General features: G+C 53.2%; 22 protein-coding genes. 14 read left to right on the top strand and 8 right to left on the bottom strand.

What is annotated here, in order from left to right:
• Window positions 1–31: 31 nt before the first annotated feature.
• From tyrB to ACE3MN_RS24915, 4 genes are all read left to right on the top strand, one after another.
• Window positions 32–1,225, top strand: a complete 1,194-nt coding sequence (gene tyrB, locus ACE3MN_RS24930) for an aromatic amino acid transaminase (protein ID WP_064411557.1) — start codon at window positions 32–34, stop codon at window positions 1,223–1,225.
• 197 nt (window positions 1,226–1,422) lie between these two features.
• Window positions 1,423–2,136, top strand: coding sequence for an acid phosphatase AphA (gene aphA, locus ACE3MN_RS24925; RefSeq protein ID WP_004137547.1), 714 nt, complete (start codon window positions 1,423–1,425; stop codon window positions 2,134–2,136).
• 141 nt (window positions 2,137–2,277) lie between these two features.
• Window positions 2,278–2,694, top strand: coding sequence for a secondary thiamine-phosphate synthase enzyme YjbQ (locus tag ACE3MN_RS24920; RefSeq protein ID WP_024360189.1), 417 nt, complete (start codon window positions 2,278–2,280; stop codon window positions 2,692–2,694).
• A gap of 2 nt (window positions 2,695–2,696) precedes the next feature.
• The gene (locus ACE3MN_RS24915; protein WP_004127822.1) at window positions 2,697–3,050 is read left to right on the top strand and encodes an MmcQ/YjbR family DNA-binding protein; all 354 of its coding nucleotides are present in this window, start codon (window positions 2,697–2,699) and stop codon (window positions 3,048–3,050) included.
• 8 nt (window positions 3,051–3,058) lie between these two features.
• Here the strand turns inward: ACE3MN_RS24915 and ACE3MN_RS24910 are convergent, their stop codons facing one another.
• The 3 genes from ACE3MN_RS24910 to uvrA form a co-directional block, all read right to left on the bottom strand.
• On the bottom strand, window positions 3,059–3,223 hold the full coding sequence (locus ACE3MN_RS24910; protein ID WP_004137542.1) for a hypothetical protein: 165 nt from the start codon (window positions 3,221–3,223) through the stop codon (window positions 3,059–3,061).
• A 35-nt stretch (window positions 3,224–3,258) separates the two neighbouring features.
• Window positions 3,259–3,489, bottom strand: coding sequence for a hypothetical protein (locus ACE3MN_RS24905; RefSeq protein WP_065365704.1), 231 nt, complete (start codon window positions 3,487–3,489; stop codon window positions 3,259–3,261).
• Between the two features lie 132 nt (window positions 3,490–3,621).
• Window positions 3,622–6,447 (bottom strand): excinuclease ABC subunit UvrA, encoded by a 2,826-nt coding sequence (uvrA, locus tag ACE3MN_RS24900; RefSeq protein ID WP_004097797.1) that lies wholly within the window; start codon window positions 6,445–6,447, stop codon window positions 3,622–3,624.
• 246 nt (window positions 6,448–6,693) lie between these two features.
• Here uvrA and ssb1 point away from each other — a divergent pair, with 246 nt between their 5' ends.
• Window positions 6,694–7,221: a single-stranded DNA-binding protein SSB1 gene (ssb1, locus tag ACE3MN_RS24895; RefSeq protein ID WP_004097799.1), complete on the top strand. Its 528-nt coding sequence runs from the start codon at window positions 6,694–6,696 to the stop codon at window positions 7,219–7,221.
• Between the two features lie 86 nt (window positions 7,222–7,307).
• Here ssb1 and ACE3MN_RS24890 read toward each other — a convergent pair whose 3' ends face one another.
• Window positions 7,308–8,870, bottom strand: a complete 1,563-nt coding sequence (locus tag ACE3MN_RS24890) for a transglycosylase SLT domain-containing protein (RefSeq protein ID WP_375364210.1) — start codon at window positions 8,868–8,870, stop codon at window positions 7,308–7,310.
• Between the two features lie 606 nt (window positions 8,871–9,476).
• On the opposite strand from ACE3MN_RS24890, the gene ACE3MN_RS24885 reads away from it, so the two are divergent.
• On the top strand, window positions 9,477–11,738 hold the full coding sequence (locus ACE3MN_RS24885) for a TonB-dependent siderophore receptor (protein ID WP_375364209.1): 2,262 nt from the start codon (window positions 9,477–9,479) through the stop codon (window positions 11,736–11,738).
• A 273-nt stretch (window positions 11,739–12,011) separates the two neighbouring features.
• Here ACE3MN_RS24885 and ACE3MN_RS24880 read toward each other — a convergent pair whose 3' ends face one another.
• Window positions 12,012–12,356, bottom strand: a complete 345-nt coding sequence (locus tag ACE3MN_RS24880; protein ID WP_004137534.1) for a helix-turn-helix domain-containing protein — start codon at window positions 12,354–12,356, stop codon at window positions 12,012–12,014.
• A gap of 446 nt (window positions 12,357–12,802) precedes the next feature.
• Between ACE3MN_RS24880 and bamA the strand changes: the two genes are divergently transcribed.
• Both bamA and iraM read left to right on the top strand, forming a co-directional pair.
• Complete coding sequence (gene bamA, locus ACE3MN_RS24875; RefSeq protein ID WP_024360192.1) at window positions 12,803–15,226, top strand: outer membrane protein assembly factor BamA; 2,424 nt, start codon at window positions 12,803–12,805, stop codon at window positions 15,224–15,226.
• 319 nt (window positions 15,227–15,545) lie between these two features.
• Entirely contained in the window at window positions 15,546–15,935 is a 390-nt protein-coding gene (gene iraM, locus ACE3MN_RS24870; RefSeq protein ID WP_024360193.1) for an anti-adapter protein IraM, read from the top strand.
• Window positions 15,936–16,080: 145 nt separating this feature from the next.
• Here the strand turns inward: iraM and ACE3MN_RS24865 are convergent, their stop codons facing one another.
• On the bottom strand, window positions 16,081–16,362 hold the full coding sequence (locus ACE3MN_RS24865; protein ID WP_004097808.1) for a YjcB family protein: 282 nt from the start codon (window positions 16,360–16,362) through the stop codon (window positions 16,081–16,083).
• A gap of 544 nt (window positions 16,363–16,906) precedes the next feature.
• On the opposite strand from ACE3MN_RS24865, the gene ACE3MN_RS24860 reads away from it, so the two are divergent.
• The gene (locus ACE3MN_RS24860; protein ID WP_024360194.1) at window positions 16,907–18,511 is read left to right on the top strand and encodes an EAL domain-containing protein; all 1,605 of its coding nucleotides are present in this window, start codon (window positions 16,907–16,909) and stop codon (window positions 18,509–18,511) included.
• Here ACE3MN_RS24860 and soxS read toward each other — a convergent pair.
• Window positions 18,496–18,825, bottom strand: coding sequence for a superoxide response transcriptional regulator SoxS (gene soxS / locus ACE3MN_RS24855; RefSeq protein WP_004097813.1), 330 nt, complete (start codon window positions 18,823–18,825; stop codon window positions 18,496–18,498). The two genes, ACE3MN_RS24860 and soxS, sit on opposite strands and share 16 nt — an antisense overlap.
• Before the next feature lie 84 nt (window positions 18,826–18,909).
• Here soxS and soxR point away from each other — a divergent pair, with 84 nt between their 5' ends.
• The 4 genes from soxR to ACE3MN_RS24835 all read left to right on the top strand — a co-directional run bounded on the left by soxR (window position 18,910) and on the right by ACE3MN_RS24835 (window position 23,826).
• Window positions 18,910–19,368: a redox-sensitive transcriptional activator SoxR gene (gene soxR / locus ACE3MN_RS24850; protein ID WP_004097815.1), complete on the top strand. Its 459-nt coding sequence runs from the start codon at window positions 18,910–18,912 to the stop codon at window positions 19,366–19,368.
• A 258-nt stretch (window positions 19,369–19,626) separates the two neighbouring features.
• Window positions 19,627–20,295 carry a glutathione S-transferase family protein gene (locus tag ACE3MN_RS24845; protein WP_004137527.1) on the top strand — a complete coding sequence of 223 codons (669 nt, stop codon included), beginning with the start codon at window positions 19,627–19,629 and terminating at the stop codon, window positions 20,293–20,295.
• Window positions 20,296–20,683: 388 nt separating this feature from the next.
• The gene (locus ACE3MN_RS24840; RefSeq protein WP_024360196.1) at window positions 20,684–22,033 is read left to right on the top strand and encodes an NCS2 family permease; all 1,350 of its coding nucleotides are present in this window, start codon (window positions 20,684–20,686) and stop codon (window positions 22,031–22,033) included.
• 146 nt (window positions 22,034–22,179) lie between these two features.
• The gene (locus ACE3MN_RS24835) at window positions 22,180–23,826 is read left to right on the top strand and encodes a Na+/H+ antiporter (RefSeq protein ID WP_004137520.1); all 1,647 of its coding nucleotides are present in this window, start codon (window positions 22,180–22,182) and stop codon (window positions 23,824–23,826) included.
• 184 nt (window positions 23,827–24,010) lie between these two features.
• On the opposite strand, the gene ACE3MN_RS24830 is transcribed toward ACE3MN_RS24835, so the two are convergent.
• Window positions 24,011–24,898 carry a LysR family transcriptional regulator gene (locus ACE3MN_RS24830; protein ID WP_024360197.1) on the bottom strand — a complete coding sequence of 296 codons (888 nt, stop codon included), beginning with the start codon at window positions 24,896–24,898 and terminating at the stop codon, window positions 24,011–24,013.
• Between the two features lie 305 nt (window positions 24,899–25,203).
• On the opposite strand from ACE3MN_RS24830, the gene ACE3MN_RS24825 reads away from it, so the two are divergent.
• The gene (locus tag ACE3MN_RS24825) at window positions 25,204–26,142 is read left to right on the top strand and encodes an AEC family transporter (RefSeq protein WP_049087469.1); all 939 of its coding nucleotides are present in this window, start codon (window positions 25,204–25,206) and stop codon (window positions 26,140–26,142) included.
• The last annotated feature ends 25 nt before the right edge of the window (window positions 26,143–26,167 follow it).

Here is a 26,167-nt window from a genome sequence, read left to right as displayed (position 1 = left end):
ACGAGCCCATGTAAACCTGGAGAAACATCCCGTGTTTCAGAAAGTTGACGCCTACGCTGGCGACCCCATTCTCTCCCTGATGGAGCGTTTCAAAGACGATCCGCGTAGTGACAAAGTAAATCTCAGCATCGGTCTTTATTACAACGAGGACGGGATTATTCCGCAGCTGCAGTCGGTTGCCGCAGCGGAGGCGCGCCTCAATGCCCAGCCGCACGGCGCCTCGGTCTATTTACCGATGGAAGGGCTGAACACCTATCGTCACGCTATCGCGCCGCTGCTGTTCGGCGCCGATCATCAGGTGCTGGCGCAAAATCGCGTGGCCTCCATTCAAACGCTGGGCGGTTCCGGCGCCCTGAAGGTGGGCGCTGATTTCCTGAAACGCTACTTCCCGGGCTCGCGCGTATGGGTGAGCGACCCGACGTGGGAAAACCACATCGCTATATTTGAAGGGGCAGGATTCGAAGTAAGTACTTACCCTTGGTTTGATGAGAAGACCAATGGCGTGCGTTTCGCGGCGTTCCTGGAAAAACTCAATTCGCTAGCGGAGCGCGATATCGTGCTGCTGCATCCGTGCTGCCATAACCCAACGGGAGCCGATCTCAGCAACGCCCAGTGGGATCAGGTGGTTGAGGTACTGAAAGCGCGTAATTTGATTCCTTTCCTCGATATCGCCTATCAGGGCTTTGGCGCCGGAATGGAAGAGGATGCTTACGCTATTCGCGCCATTGCGAACGCCGGCATGCCAATGCTGGTCAGCAACTCGTTCTCAAAAATCTTCTCCCTGTACGGCGAGCGCGTTGGCGGGCTGTCGATCGTCTGTGAAGACGCTGAAACCGCGATTCGCGTGCTGGGGCAATTAAAAGCGACCGTACGTCGCAACTACTCCAGCCCACCGAACTTTGGCGCGCAGGTGGTTGCTGCGGTGCTGAGCGACAGCGAGCTGAAAGCCTCATGGCTGGCGGAAGTGGAAGGGATGCGTACCCGTATTCTGGCCATGCGTCAGGAGCTGGTTAATGTGCTTAAAGAGACGGTGCCGGGCGGTAATTTTGACTATCTTCTGAAGCAGCGCGGAATGTTTAGCTATACCGGGTTCAGCCCGGCCCAGGTCGACCGCCTGCGCGATGAGTTTGGCGTCTACCTGATTGCCAGCGGCCGCATGTGCGTCGCGGGGCTGAATTCACGCAACGTACAGCGCGTGGCGCAGGCCTTTGCCGCGGTAATATAAATCCTTACTGACCGCTTTTACCCTCGCCAATATTTTGGTGAGGGTAATTCCCTCCCTGAAGTGTGATCATTCTCTTTTTATATGACATCTGAGCAGAAAAACCTTCCTATCCGCCTCAGCGGGGGGTAAGGTCTTGGTGCATTAATAAGCGTACACATTATTGAAAACTATAACGATTCGATTATTTAGGGAAAAATATGCGCAAGATCACCCTGGCCTTTGGGGCCATCTGCTTACTGTTCACGCTAAATAGCTCTGTCGTTGCTCGCGCCTCCACACCGCAGCCGCTGTGGACGGGCACCAATATGGCGAAACTCGCCGAACAGGCGCCAATACATTGGGTTTCCGTGGCTCAGATTGAAAATAGCCTGCTGGGACGCCAACCGATGGCGGTCGGCTTTGATATTGATGATACCGTCCTGTTCTCCAGTCCGGGCTTCTGGCGCGGGCAGAAAACCTATTCACCCGGCAGCGATGACTACCTGAAAAATCCGCAGTTCTGGGAAAAAATGAACAACGGCTGGGATGAATTCAGCATGCCGAAAGAGGTGGCGCGCCAGCTGATTGCGATGCATGTGAAGCGCGGCGATAGCATCTATTTTGTCACCGGACGCAGCCAGACCAAAACCGAAACGGTATCAAAAACCCTGCAAGACGATTTTCTCATCCCGGCAGCGAACATGAATCCGGTTATTTTTGCCGGCGATAAGCCTGGTCAGAACACCAAAACGCAGTGGCTGCAGGAGAAGGGCATTAAAGTCTTCTACGGCGATTCGGATAACGATATTTCTGCCGCCCGTGAGGTTGGCGCACGCGGGATCCGCGTCCTGCGGGCATCCAACTCTTCCTATAAGCCGCTGCCGATGGCGGGCGCTCAGGGAGAAGAGGTGATTGTGAATTCAGAATATTAAGCTGACGACGGCTTAATTATGAATTGCTAAAACGGCAGCCAGCGAGCTGCCGTTTTTTTGTGCAAAATAGCGTGCCAAAGGTTTTACCTTTTCGCTTATTGCTGCACACTTAGGAAGGTTCATTAGTAGAAGGAGTCGCCTATGTGGCATCAGCAAACCCTGACGTTAGGCCCAAAATCACGGGGCTTCCATCTGGTCACTGATGAAATTCTCGGTCAAATCCGTGAACTGTCGCGGGTGAAAACGGGCCTGCTGCATTTGCTGCTCCAGCATACATCTGCTTCCCTGACGCTTAATGAAAACTGCGATCCGACCGTCCGTTACGATATGGAGCAGCATTTTCTTACTGCCGTACCGGATAACGCGCCGTATGAACACGATTATGAAGGTCCTGATGATATGCCTTCGCACATTAAGTCGTCGATGTTGGGCGTATCGCTGATGCTGCCCGTTCGGGATGGGCGCGTCAGGCTGGGGACCTGGCAGGGTATCTGGCTCGGGGAGCATCGTATTCATGGCGGATCGCGCCATATCATCGCGACGCTGATGGGGGAATAAAAATGACAATTTCGGATTTATTGCAGTACTGCATGGCTAAGCCGGGCGCGGAACAAAGCGTACATAGCGACTGGAAAGCGACGCAAATCAAAGCGGCTGACGTACTGTTTGCGATGATAAAAGAGGTGGAGGACAACCGGCCCGCGGTCTCGTTAAAAACCAGCCCCGAGCTCGCAGAGCTGCTGAGGCAGCAGCATCGCGATGTGCGCCCCAGCAAACATCTCAATAAAGCCCACTGGAGCACGGTGTTTCTTGATGGCTCCTTGCCTGATTCACAAATTTACTATCTGGTGGATGCGTCATATCAGCAGGCGCTTGATTCTCTTACTGAGAACAAGCGTAAGCTGTTGTCATAAAGCGATATTCAACCCAGCAGCGCCATATCGATCAGACGAAGCAGCGTCGACTGAAGATGCGTCTGCATGGCGATATGCGCGTTGTTGGCGCGAATGCGGGCAATATCGCGCTGCCCTTGCAGAAGCAGAGCCAGGTCGTCATGGGTTAACCAGCCGCGCGTTTTCTCCTGCACGCGTAGATTATTCTGTCATAGCGCATCGCTATCGCTTAACGCCAGGCTAACTTGCTGACGAATCTGGCGATCTTCTTGCCTGAGTCATTGTCGGTCGACCGGCGCGGCCGCTGCATCGCTGATGAACTGCAGATAAGTTCTTCCAGCACCAGCACCAGCAGCTGCTGATATGCCGTGCTGCTGTAGCTATCAACCCAACTGCAGGCGGTCATCAAAAACAGCGCCGCGGCGAGGGGCAGGCGATAAACTCCAGGCTGTAAATACATGATGCATCCTGCAATTTATGGCTGTGGTGCTATCTGATAACAGATGCCGTCCGGCCGCAAATCACAAAATATCAGCGGGAAAAAATGAGAGGAAATGATGCCTCTTCCCGGGACGGGAAGAGGCAGATGAGATTACTTCAGCATGGGCTTGAGGAAGCGAGCCGTATAGGAGGCCTCGCACTCGGCGACCGTTTCCGGGGTACCGGAAACGAGGATCTCCCCGCCGCCGCTTCCGCCCTCCGGCCCAAGGTCAACGATCCAGTCAGCCGTCTTGATGACGTCCAGGTTGTGTTCAATCACCACGATGGTATTGCCCTGGTCGCGCAGCTGGTGCAGAACTTCCAGCAGCTGCTGAATATCGGCAAAGTGCAGACCGGTGGTCGGTTCATCAAGGATATACAGCGTTTGCCCGGTACCGCGTTTGGACAGCTCGCGCGCCAGCTTGACGCGCTGTGCTTCGCCGCCGGAGAGGGTAGTCGCTGACTGGCCCAGACGAATATAGGTCAGGCCGACGTCCATCAGCGTTTGCAGCTTACGCGCCAGCGCCGGTACCGCATCGAAGAACTCACGCGCTTCTTCGATGGTCATATCCAGCACTTCATGAATCGTTTTGCCTTTGTACTTTATCTCCAGCGTTTCGCGGTTATAGCGCTTGCCTTTGCACTGGTCGCACGGCACGTAGATATCCGGCAGGAAGTGCATCTCGACTTTGATCACGCCGTCACCCTGGCAGGCTTCACAGCGACCGCCGCGCACGTTAAAGCTGAAGCGGCCCGGCGTGTAGCCGCGCGAACGCGATTCAGGTACGCCGGCAAACAGTTCACGGACCGGCGTAAAGACGCCGGTGTAGGTTGCCGGGTTAGAACGCGGCGTACGACCGATGGGGCTCTGGTCGATATCAATGACTTTGTCGAAATGTTCCAGCCCCTGCACGTCGCGGTACGGCGCCGGTTCGGCGATAGTGGCGCCGTTGAGCTGACGCTGGGCAATCGGGAACAGCGTGTCGTTGATCAGCGTGGATTTACCCGACCCGGAAACGCCGGTAATGCAGGTGAAGAGGCCTACCGGCAGCGTCAGGGTCACGTCTTTCAGGTTATTGCCGCGCGCGCCGGACAGCTTCAGCACTTTCTCCGGATTGGCGGGCACGCGCTGTTTCGGCACTTCGATTTTACGCTTGCCGCTCATGAACTGGCCGGTCAGCGATTCCGGCACCGCCATAATATCTTCCAGCTTGCCTTCGGCCACGACCTGACCGCCGTGTACCCCGGCGCCCGGGCCGATATCGATAACGTGGTCGGCGGCGCGAATAGCGTCTTCATCGTGCTCAACGACGATCACGGTGTTGCCGAGATTTCGCAGATGGATCAGGGTGCCAAGCAGGCGTTCGTTATCGCGCTGGTGCAGGCCGATAGAGGGCTCATCCAGTACGTACATCACGCCGACCAGGCCCGCGCCGATCTGGCTGGCGAGGCGGATACGCTGCGCTTCGCCGCCGGAGAGGGTTTCCGCCGAACGGGAGAGCGTCAGGTAGTTCAGACCGACGTTGACGAGGAACTTCAGGCGATCGCCAATCTCTTTCAGAACTTTTTCAGCAATTTGCGCACGCTGGCCGGAGAGCTTCAGGTTGTTGAAGAAGTCCATCGCGTGGCCGATGCTCATGTCCGAGATGGTCGGCAGCGGGGTATTTTCCACGAACACGTGCCGCGCTTCGCGCTTCAGGCGGGTCCCTTCACAGCTGGTGCAGGGACGGTTGCTGATGAATTTCGCTAACTCTTCACGTACCGCGCTGGATTCCGTCTCTTTATAACGGCGTTCCATGTTATGCAGCACGCCTTCGAACGGATGGCGGCGCACCGAGGTATCGCCGCGATCGTTCATATATTTGAATTCAATATTCTCTTTGCCTGAGCCGTACAGGACCACTTTTTGTACGCTGCTATTCAGCGTGCCCCAGGGGGCTTCAACATCGAATTCATAATGTTCCGCCAGCGACTTCAGCATCTGGAAGTAGTAAAAATTGCGCCGATCCCAGCCGCGAATCGCCCCGCCCGCCAGCGACAGCTCAGGGTTCTGAATCACGCGTTCCGGGTCAAAATACTGCTGCACGCCGAGGCCGTCGCAGGTCGGGCAAGCGCCCGCCGGGTTGTTGAAGGAGAACAGGCGCGGTTCCAGTTCGCGCATGCTGTAGCCGCAAATCGGGCAGGCGAAGTTGGCGGAAAACAGCAGCTCTTCAGCTTTCGGATCGTCCATATTGGCGACGATGGCGGTGCCGCCCGACAGCTCCAGCGCGGTTTCAAAAGACTCGGCCAGGCGCGTGCTGAGATCGTCGCGCACCTTAAAGCGGTCAATCACCACTTCAATAGTGTGTTTCTTCTGCAGCTCCAGCTTTGGCGGATCGGAGAGATCGCAGACCTCGCCGTCGATCCTCGCGCGGATGTAGCCCTGCCCGGCAAGGTTTTCCAGGGTTTTGTTATGTTCGCCTTTGCGCTCTTTAATGATTGGCGCCAGCAGCATCAGGCGCTGGCCTTCAGGCTGGGAGAGCACGTTATCGACCATCTGGCTCACGGTCTGCGCCGCCAGCGGGACGTCGTGATCCGGGCAACGCGGCTCGCCGACGCGAGCGTACAGCAGGCGCAGGTAGTCGTGAATTTCGGTAATGGTGCCTACCGTTGAACGGGGGTTGTGGGACGTTGATTTCTGTTCAATGGAAATCGCCGGCGACAGCCCTTCAATATGGTCGACATCGGGCTTCTCCATCAGCGACAGGAACTGCCGCGCGTAGGCGGAGAGCGACTCAACGTAGCGACGCTGCCCTTCGGCATACAACGTGTCGAAAGCCAATGAGGATTTGCCTGAACCCGAAAGCCCGGTGACGACAATGAGTTTGTCGCGCGGGATGACGAGGTTGATATTTTTGAGATTGTGGGTGCGGGCGCCCCGAACTTCGATCTTATCCATTCACCTTTCCCGGTAGATACGCGGATTGCCTGGTTTGTTAGAAGGACAAACGGCAGAAACGGCTAATTATGACACAATTTAACCTGTTTGAATATACAGTATTGGAATGCATTTTCCGGCGGGATGTGTAAAAATGTCGCACCGCGAGAGTTATCTGGAACCTACTTCCCAGCTATCAACATAGCACCTGGAAATGGTACACTCGCGCGTTTACACTATTAAGAAACGCATTCAGGAGACACAAACATGGCCAGCAGAGGCGTAAACAAGGTGATTCTCGTCGGTAATCTGGGCCAGGACCCGGAAGTACGCTACATGCCGAGTGGTGGCGCAGTTGCCAACATTACGCTGGCTACTTCCGAATCCTGGCGTGATAAAGCGACCGGTGAGATGAAAGAGCAGACCGAATGGCACCGCGTTGTGCTGTTCGGCAAACTGGCGGAAGTGGCCGGCGAGTATCTGCGTAAAGGTTCTCAGGTCTACATTGAAGGCCAGCTGCGTACGCGTAAATGGACTGACCAATCCGGTCAGGAAAAATACACCACCGAAGTTGTGGTTAACGTTGGCGGCACGATGCAAATGCTCGGCGGTCGTCAGCAGGGCGCAGGCGCCCCGGCAGGCGGCGGTCAGCAGCAGGGCGGTTGGGGTCAGCCTCAGCAGCCGCAGGGCGGAAACCAGTTCAGCGGCGGCGCGCAGTCTCGTCCGCAGCAGCAGGCTCCGGCAGCCCCTTCCAATGAGCCGCCGATGGACTTTGACGACGATATCCCGTTCTAATCGCGATTAACCGTTGTGAAGTCAGTTCTGAAAAAGCCCCAGCCCGGGGCTTTTTCTATTTTGAAACGCGGTTTTTCAGCGCTATTTCACCGTGAAGCGGGCGTGGCCGCAGCGGCTGGCGTAGCTGTCGCGGGCGGCATGACCGGATTTTTGGCGGCCGCTGTCGCCAGCTGCTTGCGCGCCATTTCATCCACAATCAGCCGGTAAGCGATGTAATATTTATAGATATTGCTGACATAGCTTACGGTCTCGGAACCGATCTTCTCGGCGGCCAGATACTCCACGTTGCCAAACCAGACGTTTGGATCAAAACCGCGTTTTTTGGTATCCGCCCGTAGCCGGGCAATGCGCGCGGGGCCCGCGTTATAGGAGGCGAACGAGAAAAGCGCCTTATCAAGCTGGGTCATCGGTTCATCGCCATAGTAGCGGTCTATCATCCAGCGCATATATTTCACCCCGGCGTGAATATTGGGGTCGAGCAGTTTAATATCGCCGACGTTCAGCTCCCTACCGGTGCCCGGCATTACCTGCATAACGCCAATCGCGCCGACGTGGCTACGTACAGACTGATTAAGCCGCGACTCCTGATAGCCCTGCGCCGCCATCAGCAGCCAGTCAACGTCGTAGCGATCGCCATATTTGCGGAAGATCTCCACCATGGTCAGAAATTTACGCCGCTCTTTTTGCGCTGCCGCGTTTTTAACGTATCGGGCATCCTTCAGGTAGCGCAGCAGAATCGTATTACCCAGCTTGCTGCCCTGACGATTTTTGTTGATGAATTCATTAAGCAAGGCCAGCAGCCGCGGGCTGTTGTTGCGTACCGCCCAGCCGATATTGCCTTCGTTGCGCAGAATGATGTTTTGATGAACCTGAATGCTGGGGAAGACCTGCTTCCAGAACAGTGCCTTGTGGCGGTCGACGACGGTCAAGGGAATCAGGCCCGCGCTGAGCATCTCTATCAGATCTTCATCCTCCAGCGCTTCGGGCGCCGATGTGAGGGTGATGGGAGGCAAAGATTGCTGCGCAAAGCGCGCGTTGAGCGCAACCAGGCTCTCGTAATAGCTCGATGAGGTACGCACAAAGACCGTTTTACCGGAAAGCTGCTGCAGATTTTCCACTTTGGGGGAACCCGGGCCGGAAAGGAGCAGCTCCTGAACGTGAGAGTATATCGGCGCGGTAAAGGTCATCTCCTGCTGGCGGGCAGCGGTCTCCGTCAGGTTGGCGGCGATAATATCCCCTTTACCGGCGTTAAGCGCGCTGATGAGCTGGTCGCGGGCAACTGGCACAAAGATGATACGGACCTTAAGATGACGATGTTTAAGCTTTTTCTCCTTCGCCAGGCTTTGGTTAAGGCTACGTTCAAACTCCATAAAAATATCGTGAGTGGCGCCACGCTGAGTGCCTTTGTTAATAAAGAAAAAGGTTTTGCTGAAGGTGGTTAATACGCGAATAGTTCGCCGGTCGAGCATTCCGGGTAAATCTCCCTTCCAGGGCTGTAGCATATCGTCAACGTCGACCTTCAGGGCCTCTCGTTCCTCTGGCTCTGACAGTTTGTTCTCAGCGGCGGCGTAAACGGAGGTGAAGCATAGCAGGGCGGCAAAGCATGCGAGCCCGCCGACAAGGTATCGATAGAACGATGAAGTGTTCATGGCGCGGTGCTCCGCAGGGGGATTTTCTTATTTTAGTCAATTCCACGCCGTTAGCATCCCCGGCGATCGCGTATGCGAGTCGGCTAGTCCGCTATTTTAATTATTCTATTAATTTACAATGACGATATTTATCGTGAAATAATAAACCCACACGCCCTAATTAATTATGGAGATAATATGTCTGAATTGTGTTTTTTTAATGTGGATATACTTCAGTTATTTAACTGTTCTAAAAATAAAAAACGACTTTAGCTCTCTTATCTTTTTGTTTTTATTGATTTGTTAAAAATTATCCGTGCGGTGGATAATTATCCACTTGATAATAAATCTCATTTCTAATAACGTTGTGTGGCACAAGACTCCTATTACTGCTGTTCGGCGAATGCTGTCAAAGAATAGCACGGTGCGTTTATTTCTTCATTTTTGCCAGAGTAATAAATCTATTTTGGCTGCTCATTATTTATTGCTATTCCGCTATTTAAGCGGGAGGGCCCGGCTACGCCAAAAGCAGAGATACTGCGCTTGCATAAAAGTCATTACCGTTGTTTATCTGACTGATGAAGAAGACGTGCCCCGACAGCTAAAAAGAAAAACAGGGCATATTCCATGAAATACGATTCACACTACTCGCTGGCCGTACTAATCCCGATGGTCATCTGGGGAGGGACGCTGCCGGTTCAGGCCGCTGATGGCAGCATGCCAGACGATACGAAGATATCTGAAACGGCTGCGGTAAATGACGATGAAACGATGGTGGTCACCGCGGCGGCGCAGACGCTGCAAGCCCCCGGCGTATCGACCATCACCGCTGAGGAGATCCGTAAACATCCGCCCGCGCGTGATGTCTCCGAGCTGATTCGTACCCAGCCCGGCGTCAACCTCACCGGTAACTCCACCAGCGGCCAGCGCGGTAATAACCGCCAGGTCGATATTCGCGGCATGGGACCGGAGAACACCCTGATTCTGGTGGATGGTAAACCGGTGACCAGTCGTAATTCCGTGCGCTATGGCTGGCGCGGCGACCGCGATACGCGCGGTGATACCAGCTGGGTACCGGCGGAAATGATCGATCATATCGACGTGATTCGCGGCCCTGCGGCGGCCCGCTACGGTAACGGCGCGATGGGCGGGGTGGTGAGTATCGTCACAAAACCGGCCACCAGCGAGTGGCATGGGTCCTGGAATACCTATATGAACGCACCTCAGCATCGTAAAGAGGGCGCGACGAAGCGGACAAACTTCAGCCTCAATGGTCCGCTATCGGATGAGGTCAGCTTTAATTTATGGGGAAACCTGAGCAAAACGCAGGCCGATGCCCAGGATGTCAACGCTGGCCACGAAGCGGCGCGAACCGGTAGCTATGCGGGATCGTATCCTGCAGGGCGCGAAGGCGTGGTGAATAAAGATATCCACGGTAAGCTGCGCTGGGAATTTGCGCCGATGCAGGCGCTGGAGTTTGAAACCGGCTACAGTCGCCAGGGCAACCTGTATGCAGGCGACACGCAGAATACCAACACCAGCACGCTGGTGAAAAGTCTGTACGGGAAAGAGACCAACCGCCTCTATCGCCAGACGTATGGCGTCACGTGGACCGGCGGCTGGGATAACGGCGTGACCAGCAATACCTGGGCGCAGTATGAGCACACCCGTAACTCGCGTATGAACGAGGGACTGGCTGGCGGAACGGAAGGGATCTTCTCCAGCAGCGAATTCTCCGATATCGACCTGTCGGATGTGCTGCTGCACAGCGAGGTGAATATTCCGTTTACCCTGGGATTCGAACAGAATCTGACGCTGGGTACCGAGTGGAACCAGCAGCGGATGAAAGATGGCGTGTCGACCACCCAGTCGCTCTCTTATGGCTCCATTGACGGTATGTCGGCAACCGGACGCAGCCCCTATTCCAGCGCCGAGATTTTCTCGCTGTTTACCGAAGACAATATCGCGCTGACCGAGAGCACTATGCTGACGCCGGCCCTGCGCTTCGACCATCACAGCATCGTCGGCAATAACTGGAGCCCCTCGCTGAATCTCTCGCAGGGGCTGTCGGATGACTGGACGCTGAAGCTTGGCATCGCCCGCGCGTATAAAGCGCCGAACCTTTACCAGCTCAACCCGAACTATATTCTCTACAGCAACGGCCAGGGCTGTTATGCCAGCAGCTCAGCCTGTTACCTGATGGGGAACAGCGATCTGAAGGCGGAAACCAGCGTCAATAAAGAGATTGGCCTTGAGTATAAGCACAACGGCTATCAGGCGGGGCTGACCTGGTTCCGTAACGACTACCATAACAAGATTGAGTCGGGCTACTCGGCGGTGGGGACGGCCAGCAATGGCACCACCAATATTTACCAATGGGAAAACGTACCGAAGGCACTGGTTGAAGGGCTGGAAGGTTCGCTGAATCTCCCGGTAAGTGAAACGGTCAACTGGAGCAACAACCTGACGTGGATGCTGCAGAGTAAGAACAAGACCACCGGCGATCGCCTGTCGGTGATCCCGCAGTTTACGCTGAACTCGACCGTCAGCTGGCAGGTACGCGACGATCTTTCGTTGCAGAGCACTTTCACCTGGTACGGCCGTCAGAAACCTAAACGTTTCAACTATAAAGGCGAGGCGGTATCCGGCAGCGAATTAAATGAAGTGAGCCCGTACAGCATTGTCGGGCTCAGCGCGACCTGGGATGTGAATAAAAACCTGAGCCTGACCAGCGGAGTGGATAATCTGTTCGATATTCGTCACTACCGTGCCGGTAATGCGCAGACAACGGGGAATTCGACGACCGGCGCTTATCTGTATGGCGCAGGGGCGGAGACCTATAATGAATCGGGCCGGACGTTTTATATCAGCGTGAATACGCATTTCTGATCAACCACCCAATCATCCGCCGGAATAATGAACTATTCCGGTTTTTTTATTTTAGCGTCAAGGACATTGGGTTCGGATATAAATTATGACAAAATCTCCATGGCCTCTACACAATTAATTCAACATAGCAGCTTACACTGCTTCCTGTTGATCGGGTCTGCCTGATCCCAGAAACGATTAACGGTGGCATCCTGCCATTTCCATTCTAAAGTTGTTCCTCTTCCCCCTTCCATTCCCAACCGCAGCAATGCGGAGGAGGGGGAGCCTCTATCATCATATATTCAGGATTTTGCGCAGCTGGGCTGGCGTCATCATATAGTACCTTTTAAAGGTGCGGTTAAAGGCGCTGATATCTTCATAGCCCGCCAGAATACAAATATCAACGATGCGAAAAGCCGGTTTAACCTTTAATAAATCAAGGGCTAATTGCATCCGCTGCTGGCGGATATAGGCCATTGGCGACATATTAAAATAGTGACGAAACAGGCGAAATAGGTGCCATTCGGAATAGCCGGAAAAGAGGCTCAGCGCCCGCATGGTGAGCTTCTTCTCAAGGTTGTTTTTTATCCAGCGCACCAGCTCGCTCAGCACTGAACGCTGAATTTCATTTCGTGGCATGATATCGACTCATTTCATTATGATGGCAATCTGGCTGCATAATTTATTCACTATCTCTTCATTTTATCTACGGGGTTATAGGTTAGTTTGTGGCTGTTCCTGGTTTATCCCAGAGAGCATCATTCCTAACAAGATCTTTTTCCCCCTTTCAACCAATGCGAAAGGGGGCTTTTTATTTTTTTAATTAAAAAACAGGCGGTGTAGAATTTTAATGTTGCCTGGAAATGCTTATCTGACTGGGTGGGGGAAAGAAAGTTCCATTAAAAAATAATTTTTTCAACATTCTCACACATCCATTTTTTCTCCATTTTCTCGTCATAATTGCGTGCAATTCTGCGCCTCGTTCAGGTTATTTAAAACTGCGTCATAATTTGTCTGGCGCACTGAACTGCATTATTCCCAGCAGGATATCTGCTATTGCCAAATATCTTTTAGACGACACCTCCATGCTAAAAAAAACGAGTCTCATCGCCGGTCTATTGATTTCCCCTTTAACGCTTTACGCATCAACCGCCTATACGGTAGATGACATTCGTTTCGAGGGGCTACAGCGCGTTACCGTTGGCGCTGCGCTACTGAGCATGCCTGTTCATACGGGAGAAGAGGTTTCTAATGAGGATATCAGCGATTCGGTCCGCGCCCTCTATGCCAGCGGCAACTTTGAGAACGTGCAGATCCTGCGCGATGGCAGCACGCTGGTGGTGCAGGTTACAGAGCGGCCAAGCATCGCTAAAATCAGCTTTTCCGGGAATAAATCCGTTAAGGATGATGCCCTCAAAGAGAATCTGGCCGCCACAGGTATTGAAGAGGGCAGCGCGTTGGATCGCAATGCGCTCACGGAAATAGAAAAAGGGCTCCAGGATTTTTATTACAGCGTCGGGAAATATAGCGCTCAGGTTCACGCTGTCGTCACGCCGCTGCCGCGTAATCGCGTTGATTTAACCTTTGTATTTCAGGAAGGGGTATCGGCAAAAATCGCGCAAATTAATATTATTGGCAACCAGGCTTTTAGCACAGAAACGTTGCTGGACCAGCTGCAGCTACGCGACAGCGTTCCGTGGTGGAACGTGATTGGCGATAAGAAATACCAAAAGCAAAAGATGGCGGCGGATCTGGAGACCATTCGTAGCTATTATCTCGATCGCGGCTATGCGCGTTTTACCATTAATTCGAGTCAGGTCAGTATTACCCCAGATAAAAAATCGCTGTATATCACGATCAATCTTAGCGAAGGCGATCGTTATAAAGTGACCAGTACGGTCGTGACCGGCGACATGGCGCAGCATAGCCAGGAAATTGAAGCGCTGGTGAAGCCTTTAGCGGGGAAATGGTACAGCGGCGCGGAAATTACGGCGTCTGAGAACAGCATTAAGACGCTACTGGGAAAATACGGCTATGCCTGGCCGCAGGTGAACACCGCGCCGGATATTGATGAGGCGAAAAAAAACGTCGTTTTGCATATTAACGTGGATGCCGGCCGCCGTTATTCGGTGCGTCAGATTCGCTTTGAGGGTAACGATACTTCCCGCGATGCAGTGCTGCGTCGCGAAATGCGCCAGATGGAAGGCGCGTGGCTGAATGACGAGAAGGTCGAGCAGGGAAAAACGCGGCTGGATCGTAGCGGATTTTTCGAAACCGTCGACAAGCAGATCGTTCCGGTTAGCGGTAGTCAGGATCAGGTGGACGTGGTCTATAAGGTGAAGGAGCGCAATACCGGCTCCTTTAACGTGGGTCTGGGCTTCGGTACCGACAGCGGCGTGAGTTACCAGCTCGGCGTCACGCAGGATAACTGGCTGGGGAGCGGCAATAGCGTCAGCTTCAACGGCACGCGCAACAGCTACCAGTCCTATATTGAGCTGGGGGCGACGAATCCTTACTTCACCGTGGATGGCATCAGCCTCGGCGGCAAAATCTTCTACAACAGTTACGATGCTTCTGATGCCGATTCCGGCAGCTACAACCAGCAAAGCTACGGCGTTGGCAGTACGCTGGGGTTCCCGATTAGCGAGAATAACGCTCTTAACCTGGGCCTGGACTATGTCCATAACCGCCTGACCAATATGGACCCGGAGCTCACCACCTGGCGCTATCTTAACTCGCGGGGTATCTATCCTGACGTCGTCACCAAAGATGGCGACAGCGGCGCCACCTATAGCGCCAATGACTATTTTGCCAGCGTTGGCTGGAGCTATAACAACCTCGATCGCGGCTTCTTCCCGCGCGCGGGGAATAAAAGCAGCCTGACCGCCAAGGTTACCGTGCCCGGTTCGGATAACAGCTATTACAAAGTCACTTTCGATACCACCCAATATATGCCGCTGACCGAGAGCAAAAGCTGGGTGTGGATGGAGCACCTGCGCGCGGGCTATGCCGATGGGCTGAACGGCAAATCGGTACCGTTTTATGATAATTTTTATGCCGGCGGATCGTCGTCGGTTCGCGGTTTTTCGTCGAATACGATTGGCCCAAAAGCGGCTTATTATCGTTGTAATGGTTCTGAAAGCAGCTACAGCGCCTGTCCGCTGGACTCGTCTTCCGATGCGGTTGGCGGTAACGCGATGGCGGTGCTGAACAGCGAGTTTATTGTGCCGACGCCGTTTGTGAATGACAAATACGCTGACAGCCTGCGGACGTCGCTGTTCCTCGATGCCGGTACGGTATGGAGCACCTCCTGGCAAAATACCGCCCAGACGCTGGCGGCCGGGATCCCTGACTATGGCGATCCGTCGCATATCCGGATGTCCGCCGGGATTGCGGTGCAGTGGATGTCGCCATTAGGCCCGCTGGTATTCTCATGGGCCGAGCCGTTTAAAAAATACGATGGGGATAAAGCTGAACAGTTCCAGTTTAATATTGGTAAAACATGGTGATACCGGCGTTTAATATGCGCACAATAGCTTAGATATTTTTGATTTATTCCCAGTGTAATATTACAGGCTACTGCTGTTGGTAGCCTGTAATTTATTGTCAATATATTCTTATTTATGTATGCTCATGACTGGTGCTGCCGTTGATTATTATGACTAACCATTCATTGTTATAATGCAATATTCACGCTACATCTTAGTGAGTATAAAGCACTTTGAGCATTGTCTGATATCACATTATTAATCGATCGCCTTGCGGTTAGCTATGATGAATGCTATCAATAATAGAGTCATTAATCAGCAATGCACGCAAGGATAGAAAATGAAATGGACTATTCATAATACTCTTGTCTGCCCACATTCCGGGGTGGCTTTTTCCTCAATTTCCAGCCTACGGTTTTTAAAGTTTATTCTTTGGTATGAGGCCGACATTTTATTACTGCCGGGCGAGTCGATAAAACTCTACTCATCGAGTGTGTTAATCAACGAGCAATATCACGCGGTAAAAGTTTATAACATCACGCGATACGATGAGGCGCAGTGGGAGAAGCTGCGGGAGCGGCCTTCCTGCCCTTATCATTCTACCGCCACGACGGCAGACTCCTGCCGTTACCAGGCGCTCTGTGCCATAAAACGCTGCCCGAACGACTTTCCACGCGCAGTACCGGGGCTGCCGTCGGGGCAGCGCGATCTGGGCCAGCGGATGCGTTAAAACCTGGCGGCTACCTTGCCATCGCTGCGGTTTATGCTGGTGATGTATTTAGCTGTCGCAGAGGAGGGAATTGCTGCGCACCTGTCCGGGCCAGGGCGTTACTGCCCGGACAGGTACACCGGCGCCCGGCCAGGGCGGGCGGACATCAGGTCATCATCATCGGCCATTCAGGCGGAGTCTGGCTCATGACTTCAATCATCACGTCCTTGATATTGCCCCAGATTTTCGCCACGTCCAGCAGCGTGATGCCTAACAGACCGGTGGCGAACCAGCAGGCCGCGGCCAGGCCCATACAGCTACAAATCACCGCTAAACCGGCATAATCGCTTTTACGTAGCTGAATGTTTAACGAGCTGGCCAGAAACATCAGCACTGCGCTCACGAGCGGCCAGCGCAAAAGTACGACACTGGTAGTAATGGAAGCCATCAACCTATCCTCAACGAAATTTGGGAGCCTGTGACAACCGGGTGAGACTGACGATGGTACGGTGCTCTGGCTATCTTCAGGCAAACAAGATCGTAATGAAACAACGTTTTTGTTTCATCAACTAATGTGAACTATATCACACTTGTTCTTTTATTGACCAGCCCAAAAAAGGTCTTTTATGGCGCCTGTTAACCATTCAAATAGCATGGTTAATAGGGAGGGGTAGGATTCTTCTTTCAGCGTGAAGGCCGATTATAAGGGATTCCCGGCGACTTTTCTTTTTTATATAGGTTTATGTTCTACGGATTTTGTTACTTATTCCGGCTAATTATACGGATAAACCGAATAACATAGTGGAGCTAATCTCATTCTGTTGAGAATGTTTCTCCAGACTTCTATAAGCCAGTATTATTCATAATTCATCGTCATGAGGTTTTTACGTCAAAGCATGGGTTGCTGAGATGCCCTGATTCATATCAAAGTAAGCAGAGTCATCGGGGTAGCTCACCTTGATTAAGGCGTATCGCATGGATAAGAAGCGGAAATGAATCATAGCGCGCCACGTAAGGCGTTGAGAATATTTGGCATCGTGTTAGTCATTCTGCTACCGGTGCTGCTGGCGTTGTGGTTTGCGCAGATACGCGCCAAAGCGGAAACCGGCGATCAGCTGCGGTTGTTTTCTCGGCTGGCGCTGCAAAAAACGGAGTTGGTGATTCGTGAGGCCGACGAAGCGCGGGATAAAGCCCGTTTGTATCAGGGAGAGATATGTTCGCCGCAGCATCAGCAATATCTGCTCGGGATTGTTCGCGGCCTGCTCTATATCGACGATTTAATCTACGCCAACGGCACCCATTTTTTCTGCTCCACCACGGTACGCCGCCCGACGGGGTGGCGAATTCCGGCCGCAACCTATACCAAAAAGCCGGATATCGCGATTTACTACTACCGCGAAACGCCTTTCTACCCAGACTACGCGATGAACTATATGCAGCGCGGCAACTATGTGGTGGTGGTGAATCCGCTCTCATACAGCGCGTTGATAACCAGCGACCGCAACCTCGCCTGGGGCGTTTTTGACACCAAAACCCGGCAGTTTTTTTCCGTCAGCAAGAATGCCGACCCCGCTGAGCTGCATCGTCTGATTCGCGCTGAAGAGGCTTTATTTCATCAGGATGGCCGCGTTTATACCATCGCCCATTCCAGCGTTCGCCCGATAGCCGTCATTATGTCGACCTCGCGCGTCAGCTATTATCAGAATTTTTATAACCAGGTCACGTTGACGTTACCGCTGGGGCTGATTTGCAGCGTATTGCTTTTACTGGTGTGGTCGCGCACCCGGCAGCAGTACCACTCTCCGCGCAAGATGCTGCAGCGGGCGTTGAGCCGTCGCCAGCTGTGCCTGCACTATCAGCCGGTTATCGATATTAAAAATCACCGCTGCGTCGGTACCGAAGCATTATTGCGCTGGCCGGGTTTTGATGGCCCGGTGATGAGCCCGGCGGAGTTTATTCCGCTGGCGGAAAACGAAGGGATGATCGCGCAGGTCACCGACTATGTGATAGAAGAGGTTTTTGCCGATCTTGGCGAGTTTCTGGCACGGCAGCCGCATCTGTACGTGGCGATTAACCTTTCCGCTTCCGATTTCCATTCTGCGCGCCTGATTGAGAACATCAACGAGAAGATCCGCCGCTACGCGGTCAAAGCGGAGCAAATTAAAATTGAAGTGACCGAACGCGGGTTTATCGACGTGGCGAAAACGACGCCGGTGATTCAGGCGTTCCGCGAGGCGGGATATGAAATCGCCATTGATGATTTCGGTACCGGGTACTCCAACCTGAACAACCTCCATGCGCTCAACGTCGATGTCCTTAAGATAGATAAATCTTTTGTCGACATGCTGACGAGCAACACCACCAGCCACATGATTGCCGAGCATATTATCCAGATGGCGAACAGCCTGCGCTTAAAAATCGTGGCTGAAGGCGTCGAAACGGCAGAGCAGGTCGCATGGCTCCAAAAGCGCGGCGTGCAATACTGCCAGGGATGGCACTTTGCGAAAGCGATGCCGCCGCAGGAGTTCATGCAGTGGCTGGCGAATGACCGCATCAGCCTCTGCCCTTATCAGCAGCCTTATCAGGCAGAAATTTGATGGCGATAGGCGGTAGGCGTACGGTCAAATTCGCGGCGGAACACCCGCGAGAAGGTCTGCTGCGACACGTAGCCGAGATCCATCGCGATATCAAAAATAGGACGTTGGGTGGTTCTTAGCGCTTCCGCGGCGAGCAGCAGGCGGCGCTGGCGAATGTAATCTCCCAGCGTTTGATGCATCACGGCGCGGAACATCCGCTGTAGATACCATTTCGAGTATCCCGATTTTCTGGCGACTATATCAATGTTAAGTGGTTGATCGATATGTTCATCAATCCATTCAATAAGCGTTTGGATAATATCCTGATGGGACATAAAGCGGCCTCTCTCAATTCTCGATTCGTCGTTTTGTCTGCGGGCGAGTATAATTCCTCAAGTTAACTTGAGGTAAAGCGCTTTATGGAAAAGAAATCACCCCGCATCAAAATGCTGCTGACGCCCGGCGAAGTGGCAAAACGAACCGGCGTGGCCGTCTCCGCGCTGCACTTTTATGAAAGCAAAGGGCTGATCCACAGCCAGCGCAACGCGGGCAATCAGCGGCGCTACCGGCGCGACGTCCTGCGCGCTGTGGCGATCATTAAGATTGCGCAACGTATTGGTATCCCGCTGGCAACCATCGGCGACGCGTTCGGCGTACTGCCGGAAGGGCATAACCTCAGCGCTAAAGAGTGGAAGATGCTGTCGTCCCAGTGGCGGGAAGAGCTGGACCGGCGCATCCATACCCTGACCGCGCTGCGCGATCAGCTCGACGGCTGCATCGGCTGCGGCTGTCTGTCGCGCCGCGACTGTCCGTTACGCAACCCGGGCGATAAGCTGGGCGAAGAGGGGACCGGCGCGCGATTGTTGGAAGATGACTAAAAAAACTAAAGCGCCACAACAGGGCGCTTTAGTTGTTTTCCGGTCTTGGTCTTTCGCTCTATCCCGCTGGTACGCAGGAGGGTTTCCCCCGACGTCGGCTCACCTCAGTATTACGCAATCTTTGATGGAGGTTCCGGTTTGCGCCGACACTTTAAGTGTGGCTCTTTTCTCTGAATTTGCCTCTTCCGTTTGCCGAAAAATTCCCGTCATTCGCCGCCTGTTCCTATAGTTAATTTGAACAAACAGCGGGAGAGGCCCATGTTAACGGTACATCATCTCAATCAGTCACGATCGCAGCGCGTATTATGGGCGCTGGAAGAGCTGCAGCTGCCTTATCAGGTTGTCTCTTATCAGCGGGGAAAGGATATGCTCGCCCCGGCGGAATTAAAAAGCGTTCATCCGCTGGGCAAATCGCCGGTTGTCGAGGATAACGGCCATATTCTGGCGGAATCCGGCGCCATTCTGGAGTATTTACAGGAAACCTATGATAGCGCCCGGCGCTTAAAGCCCGAGTCGGTGGAAGATAAGCTGCAATATCGTTTTTGGCTGCACTACGCCGAGGGTTCGCTAATGCCCCTGCTGCTGATGAAGCTGGTATTTGCCAGCCTGGGTAAACCCCCGGTGCCGTTTGGCATGCGCACGTTGGGCAATGCGTTGGGCAAAGGGGTGCAAAAGGCGTGGCTTAACCGTCAGCTGGAAACCCATGCCCGCTTTATTGAGGCGCACCTTTCCCGCCAGCGCTGGTTTGCCGGCGCGGAGCTAAGTATGGCCGATATTCAGATGAGCTTTCCGGCGATGGCGCTGCTGGCGCGCGGCGGCGTGGATGATTTACCGCATCTGACGCAGTGGGTTCAGCGCGTAGAGCAGCGCCCGGCCTGGCAGAAGGCGATTGAGCGCGGGGGGCCGTTTACCTTACCCGGCGAGTAAACTATTACTAAAGCCGATGACCGACGAAAATTGCTATCAGCGCAATACAAAAATGTTACCGGATTGCGCATGGACGATAACGTTTGCGCATCGGCTGGTTATTTCCTGAACGTCATAAGCGAAATTTAGCGAAATACGACAAACTTCAGTTGAAAAGGCCCGTCTAAAGGCTGGATAATCGTTTGCCTTTTTATTTTGCTCATCATTTCCTCTGCTAACAGGGGGGAGCAAAGTCATTCTTCACACCGTATTGGATGCGCGGAGTTAAACGTTTGCTTTTCACAGCCCCTGGCGCTGCGATGTAGCACAAGGAGATCGCGTTTAACTGGCAGTGGATGGTCCACCACGCATCCAGACGAACGATAAAAATTCTCAGGGGAAGTTTTCTATGTCTACGCCTTCTGCGCGTACCGGCGGTTCATTGGACGCCTGGTTTAAAATTTCTGCTCGCGGCAGCACCGTGCGTCAGGAAATCGTTGCCGGTCTTACCACCTTTCTGGCGATGGTCTATTCCGTCATCGTGGTGCCGGGTATGCTCGGTAAAGCGGGTTTCCCGCCGGCAGCGGTATTTGTCTCCACCTGTCTGGTTGCCGGCGTCGGCTCGCTGGTGATGGGCCTGTGGGCGAACCTGCCGCTGGCGATTGGCTGCGCCATCTCGCTGACCGCGTTTACCGCCTTCAGCCTGGTGCTGGGTCAGCAGATCAGCATTCCGGTCGCGCTGGGCGCGGTCTTTCTGATGGGCGTGCTGTTTACGGTGATTTCCGCAACCGGTATTCGTAGCTGGATCCTGCGTAACCTGCCGCAGGGCGTGGCGCACGGCACCGGGATTGGTATCGGCCTGTTCCTGCTGCTGATTGCCGCCAACGGCGTGGGCCTGGTTATCAAAAACCCGCTGGATGGTCTGCCGGTGGCGCTGGGTCATTTTGACAGCTTCCCGGTGATTATGTCGCTGATCGGGCTGGCGGTGATTATCGGCCTTGAAAAACTGAAAGTACCGGGCGGTATCCTGCTGACGATTATCGGCGTCTCGATTATCGGCCTGATCTTCGATCCTAACGTCCACTTCACCGGGATTTTCGCCATGCCGTCGCTGAGCGACGATAAAGGCAACTCGCTGATCGGTAGCCTGGATATCGTGGGCGCGCTGAACCCGGTCGTGCTGCCAAGCGTGCTTGCGCTGGTGATGACCGCGGTGTTTGACGCCACCGGTACTATCCGCGCGGTGGCCGGTCAGGCGAACCTGCTGGATAAAGACGGGCAAATTATTAACGGCGGCAAAGCGCTGACCACCGACTCCCTGAGCAGCGTTTTCTCCGGCCTGGTGGGCGCGGCGCCGGCGGCGGTGTATATCGAATCGGCTGCCGGTACGGCGGCGGGCGGCAAAACCGGCCTGACGGCAGTGACCGTTGGCGTGCTGTTCCTGCTGATCCTGTTCCTCTCGCCGCTCTCCTATCTGGTTCCGGCATATGCCACCGCTCCGGCGCTGATGTACGTCGGCCTGCTGATGCTGAGCAATGTGGCGAAAATCGATTTCAACGACTTCGTCGACGCGATGGCGGGCCTGATTACCGCGGTCTTTATCGTGCTGACCTGCAACATCGTGACCGGTATCATGATCGGCTTTGCGGCGCTGGTGATTGGACGACTGGTGTCCGGCGAATGGCGTAAGCTAAACCTGGGTACGGTGATCATCGCCGCGGCGTTGGTTATCTTCTACGCTGGCGGTTGGGCGATTTAACTTTTCCTGCTAACAACGGGCGGCTTTGGCCGCCCGCTTAATTTTTAAGCCACATCCTGTTTCCTTTTGCGTTAATCTGAGTAGCGTATTATGCCGAGACATGACGCCTCAGATGTAAAAAAAGAAACGCAGCAAACAGGGAACACATGGAAATATTCTTTACCATACTCATCATGACCCTCGTGGTCTCTCTCTCCGGGGTGGTTACACGCGTACTGCCCTTTCAGGTTCCACTCCCCTTAATCCAAATCGGCATCGGCGCGCTGTTGGCCTGGCCTACCTTCGGATTGCATGTCGAATTCGACCCTGAACTCTTTCTGGTTCTGTTCATTCCGCCGCTGCTTTTTGCCGACGGCTGGAAGACGCCGACCCGCGAGTTCATTGAGCATGGGCGAGAAATTTTCGGTCTGGCGCTAGCGCTGGTGGTGGTGACGGTGGTCGGTATTGGCTACCTCATCTACTGGATCGTTCCGGGTATTCCGCTGATTCCGGCTTTTGCTCTGGCGGCGGTACTGTCGCCAACGGATGCCGTGGCGCTGTCCGGGATTGTCGGCGAAGGGCGCATCCCGAAAAAAATTATGGGGATTTTGCAGGGCGAGGCGCTGATGAACGATGCCTCCGGCCTGGTCTCCTTGAAGTTTGCCGTTGCGGTGGCGATGGGCACGATGGTCTTTACCGTCGGCGGCGCGACGGTGGAGTTTTTCAAGGTGGCTGTCGGCGGTATTCTCGCGGGCTTCGTGGTCAGCTGGCTGTACGGGCGCTCGATGCGCTTCCTCAGCCGCTGGGGCGGCGATGAACCGGCGACGCAAATTGTGCTGCTGTTCCTGCTGCCGTTCGCTTCTTACCTGATCGCCGAGCATATCGGCTTTTCCGGAATCCTGGCGGCGGTCGCGGCGGGGATGACCATCACGCGTTCCGGGGTGATGCGCAGCGCGCCGCTGGCGATGCGCCTGCGCGCCAACAGCACCTGGGCGATGCTGGAGTTCGTGTTTAACGGCATGGTCTTCCTGCTGTTGGGCCTGCAGCTGCCGGATATTCTCTCCACTTCGCTGGTGGCCGCGGAAGCGGATCCCAACGTCGAAACCTGGATGCTGTTTACCGATATCATCCTGATTTATGCCGCTCTGATGCTGGTGCGTTTTGGCTGGCTGTGGACGATGCGCAAACTCAGCCAGCGTTTCCTGAAAAAGAAACCGATGGAGTTCGGCTCCTGGACCACGCGCGAGCTGCTGATCTCCTCCGTCGCCGGCGTCCGCGGGGCGATTACCCTTGCCGGCGTGCTGTCGATTCCCCTGCTGCTGCCGGACGGCAACGTCTTCCCGGCGCGCTATGAGCTGGTGTTCCTCGCCGCCGGGGTGATTCTGTTCTCGCTGTTCGTCGGCGTGATTGTGCTGCCGATTCTGCTGCGGCATATCGAGTCGAGCGATCATGTCCAGCAGCGCAAAGAGGAGCGTCTGGCGCGGGCGGCAACCGCGGATGTGGCGATTGTCGCGATTCAGAAAATGGAAGAGCGCCTGGCTGCGGATACCAAAGAGAATATCGATAATCAGCTGCTGACCGAGGTCAGTTCCAGGGTCATTGGTAACCTGCGTCGTCGCGCCGATGGGCGCAACGATGTTGAAACCTCGATGCTGGAAGAGAGCCTCGAACGCCGGTTCCGTCTGGCGGCGCTGCGCTCAGAACGCGGGGAGCTGTACCACCTGCGCGCTACCCGGCAGATCAGTAACGAGACGCTGCAAAAGCTGCTGCACGACCTCGACCTGCTGGAAGCCCTGTTAATCGAAGATCGCTAAACTTTTCCCGGTTCCCCGATGGCCTTCGCCGCTCGGGGAACCGGGATTTCACGATGCGCTAGCCGATGAGCCCGCACATTATGTACGCTATCATCACGGATTTTATTTGCCGGTGCGAAGAAAGGGAGTGCCTGGCAGATTAGAAGATCTGCGTAATTGCAGAGTAGTGAATAAAATAAAGGCGTTATCTTTTTAGAAACTGGATGAATTTTTTAGAGGTTTCAGAAAGAATGCCAAAATGAGTATAAATAAAGAAATCTCTTATGAAAATGGTATTTTCAATTGCTAGCGGTTTAATTAGGCCGGCGGTAAGTTCGAGGTGATATATCGGGGCTGGCATCGAGGTTAATAAATCACTGTTGCATATGAGGGATTTTATCGCGGATGATGAAGAGCATTCGATAATCGGTTTTGGCGGCGTCATGTTATTATCATGATAGACTTCGGTTAATATCTGCATAGGGGTACTATCGTTTGGCGGCATAATCCACGAATATTCTTCAGTATCCTGTAATTTCAAGTTTTTTTTGCCCTGTAACGGATGGTTGCTACGCGAAATAATCTGTATGCTATCCGTGAAGTTTATTTTTCCACGCTCGATGATTTTATCATTATGCGGCAACGGGCCGCATATGGCGATATCGATGTCATGAGTTAATAATGATTTAAAAAGCTCTGAATCTATGCGATCCTGGATCTTAATATAAATATCAGGAAAGGCCTGATGGAAGTTGTTTACTTTCTCGATAAAATGGCTGGATAGAAAACTGGATACGCAGCCGGCTCTGACTATTCCTTTCCCTGAACCATTAATAAGATCCAGTTCCTGGCGCGCTTTTCGCTCGGTGTTCATTAAGGTAATGGCATGAGGTAAAAAGGCCGTGCCCAGCTCGCTCAGTGAGACCCCATGCTTATGCCGTTCAAATAGCGTGGCATTCAAATCTGACTCAAGGCCGGATAACAGTCGGCTCAGGCCAGATTGCGTTATTCCAAGTTTGCTTGCCGCAAGAGTGAGGTTACCCTCTGAGGATACCATGATAAATGCCTGTATTTGCTTCATTTTTATAGACATGTCAAATACTCATTAAACGGTACGTTTTCGCATTGTATATCAATTTTATTCTATATTACTATCAATGAAAATTATGTAGACAGCATCAAGAAAATAAATTTTCCTGAAAGTGATGGGTAATTATTCATTAAACTAATTAATTGCTCATTGTAATCTTATATTCATGCCTGACGCGTAAGAATACAATGTGTGCCTGCGAGGGAAGTATCATGGCGATAGCGGGAAGGAGTCCTTAGTAAGAGTTTTAATCTGTTCGGTTTTAAATCACATATACCTGAAAATCGGTTCTGAAGAGAAATGACACTATGACAAATAACAGTATTCTCTTAATTCTTGGTGCCATCTTACCTGTAATAGTAACCGTTTTGCTTGGTTACATCAGCGGTAAGAGAAAAGATTTTGCTTGGGAGCAGGCTGGCGCGATAAATAAACTCGTCATGCTCTATGCTCTCCCCCTTAGTATTTTTAGTAATATGGTGATGACCCCGCGTAGTATTGTTATGAATATGGGGCCCGTTGCCGCCGCGATTATCGTTGCGCTAATTGTAAGTTTTTTAATTCCATTGCTTGTTGCGCGTTATATCTGCAGGCGGGATCTCTCTTTAAGCACGCTGCAGGCGCTGGCGATTGGTTCTCCTGCCGTTCCTTTTATTGGGACATCGGTGCTGGCTTTTTTATTTGGCACGGTAAGCGCATCGCTGATTACGGTATCAAGCATTACGCAAAACGTTTTTCAACTTCCGCTGGTTATGATATTAATGTCGTATGCTTCCGGCGACAAAAATAATACATCGTTTATCTCTAGCGTGATTAATGCTATTAAACAGCCGGTAGTCTGGTCGCCGGTTCTGGCTCTTATTCTCGTGATAATGGATATCCATATTCCCGAGACCGTGGCCATGTCGTTAGGATTATTGGGTAAAGCAACCGGGGGACTGGCGCTGTTCTCGGCGGGTATTGTGCTCTATGCGCGTAGTGTAGTGATTACGCTGCCTACTATTATTACCGTTATAGCCAGAAATATTATCGTTCCCGGACTATGTTATTTCGCGCTGGTCGGCCTTGGTTTCTCAATGGAGCAAATTAAAGAAGTCGTATTGACGATGGCTATTCCAGTGGGATCGATTGCTATCATTATTGCAATGCAATATAAAACGGGTGAACAAGAAATGGCCTCGACCATGGCGTTGAGTATTATTGCCTCGATCCTGACCATGGGTGGATTCATCCTGTTAACCTTTTAATTATGCAGATAGAATAATCAGGTGA

This window comes from Klebsiella grimontii (assembly GCF_042137965.1).
Classification (GTDB): Bacteria; Pseudomonadota; Gammaproteobacteria; order Enterobacterales; family Enterobacteriaceae; genus Klebsiella; species Klebsiella grimontii.
This window is presented reverse-complemented; position numbering and strand designations above follow the sequence as displayed.

What these genes read in the sequence shown, in the direction of transcription:
- aphA (WP_004137547.1), top strand. Translation starts at nt 1,423, where the DNA reads ATGCGCAAGATCACCCTGGCCTTTGGGGCCATCTGCTTACTGTTCACG.
- ACE3MN_RS24920 (WP_024360189.1), top strand. Translation starts at nt 2,278, where the DNA reads ATGTGGCATCAGCAAACCCTGACGTTAGGCCCAAAATCACGGGGCTTC.
- ACE3MN_RS24915 (WP_004127822.1), top strand. Translation starts at nt 2,697, where the DNA reads ATGACAATTTCGGATTTATTGCAGTACTGCATGGCTAAGCCGGGCGCG.
- ACE3MN_RS24905 (WP_065365704.1), bottom strand. Translation starts at nt 3,489, where the DNA reads ATGTATTTACAGCCTGGAGTTTATCGCCTGCCCCTCGCCGCGGCGCTG.
- uvrA (WP_004097797.1), bottom strand. Translation starts at nt 6,447, where the DNA reads ATGGATAAGATCGAAGTTCGGGGCGCCCGCACCCACAATCTCAAAAAT.
- ssb1 (WP_004097799.1), top strand. Translation starts at nt 6,694, where the DNA reads ATGGCCAGCAGAGGCGTAAACAAGGTGATTCTCGTCGGTAATCTGGGC.
- ACE3MN_RS24890 (WP_375364210.1), bottom strand. Translation starts at nt 8,870, where the DNA reads ATGAACACTTCATCGTTCTATCGATACCTTGTCGGCGGGCTCGCATGC.
- ACE3MN_RS24885 (WP_375364209.1), top strand. Translation starts at nt 9,477, where the DNA reads ATGAAATACGATTCACACTACTCGCTGGCCGTACTAATCCCGATGGTC.
- ACE3MN_RS24880 (WP_004137534.1), bottom strand. Translation starts at nt 12,356, where the DNA reads ATGCCACGAAATGAAATTCAGCGTTCAGTGCTGAGCGAGCTGGTGCGC.
- bamA (WP_024360192.1), top strand. Translation starts at nt 12,803, where the DNA reads ATGCTAAAAAAAACGAGTCTCATCGCCGGTCTATTGATTTCCCCTTTA.
- iraM (WP_024360193.1), top strand. Translation starts at nt 15,546, where the DNA reads ATGAAATGGACTATTCATAATACTCTTGTCTGCCCACATTCCGGGGTG.
- ACE3MN_RS24865 (WP_004097808.1), bottom strand. Translation starts at nt 16,362, where the DNA reads ATGGCTTCCATTACTACCAGTGTCGTACTTTTGCGCTGGCCGCTCGTG.
- ACE3MN_RS24860 (WP_024360194.1), top strand. Translation starts at nt 16,907, where the DNA reads ATGAATCATAGCGCGCCACGTAAGGCGTTGAGAATATTTGGCATCGTG.
- soxS (WP_004097813.1), bottom strand. Translation starts at nt 18,825, where the DNA reads ATGTCCCATCAGGATATTATCCAAACGCTTATTGAATGGATTGATGAA.
- soxR (WP_004097815.1), top strand. Translation starts at nt 18,910, where the DNA reads ATGGAAAAGAAATCACCCCGCATCAAAATGCTGCTGACGCCCGGCGAA.
- ACE3MN_RS24845 (WP_004137527.1), top strand. Translation starts at nt 19,627, where the DNA reads ATGTTAACGGTACATCATCTCAATCAGTCACGATCGCAGCGCGTATTA.
- ACE3MN_RS24840 (WP_024360196.1), top strand. Translation starts at nt 20,684, where the DNA reads ATGTCTACGCCTTCTGCGCGTACCGGCGGTTCATTGGACGCCTGGTTT.
- ACE3MN_RS24835 (WP_004137520.1), top strand. Translation starts at nt 22,180, where the DNA reads ATGGAAATATTCTTTACCATACTCATCATGACCCTCGTGGTCTCTCTC.
- ACE3MN_RS24830 (WP_024360197.1), bottom strand. Translation starts at nt 24,898, where the DNA reads ATGTCTATAAAAATGAAGCAAATACAGGCATTTATCATGGTATCCTCA.
- ACE3MN_RS24825 (WP_049087469.1), top strand. Translation starts at nt 25,204, where the DNA reads ATGACAAATAACAGTATTCTCTTAATTCTTGGTGCCATCTTACCTGTA.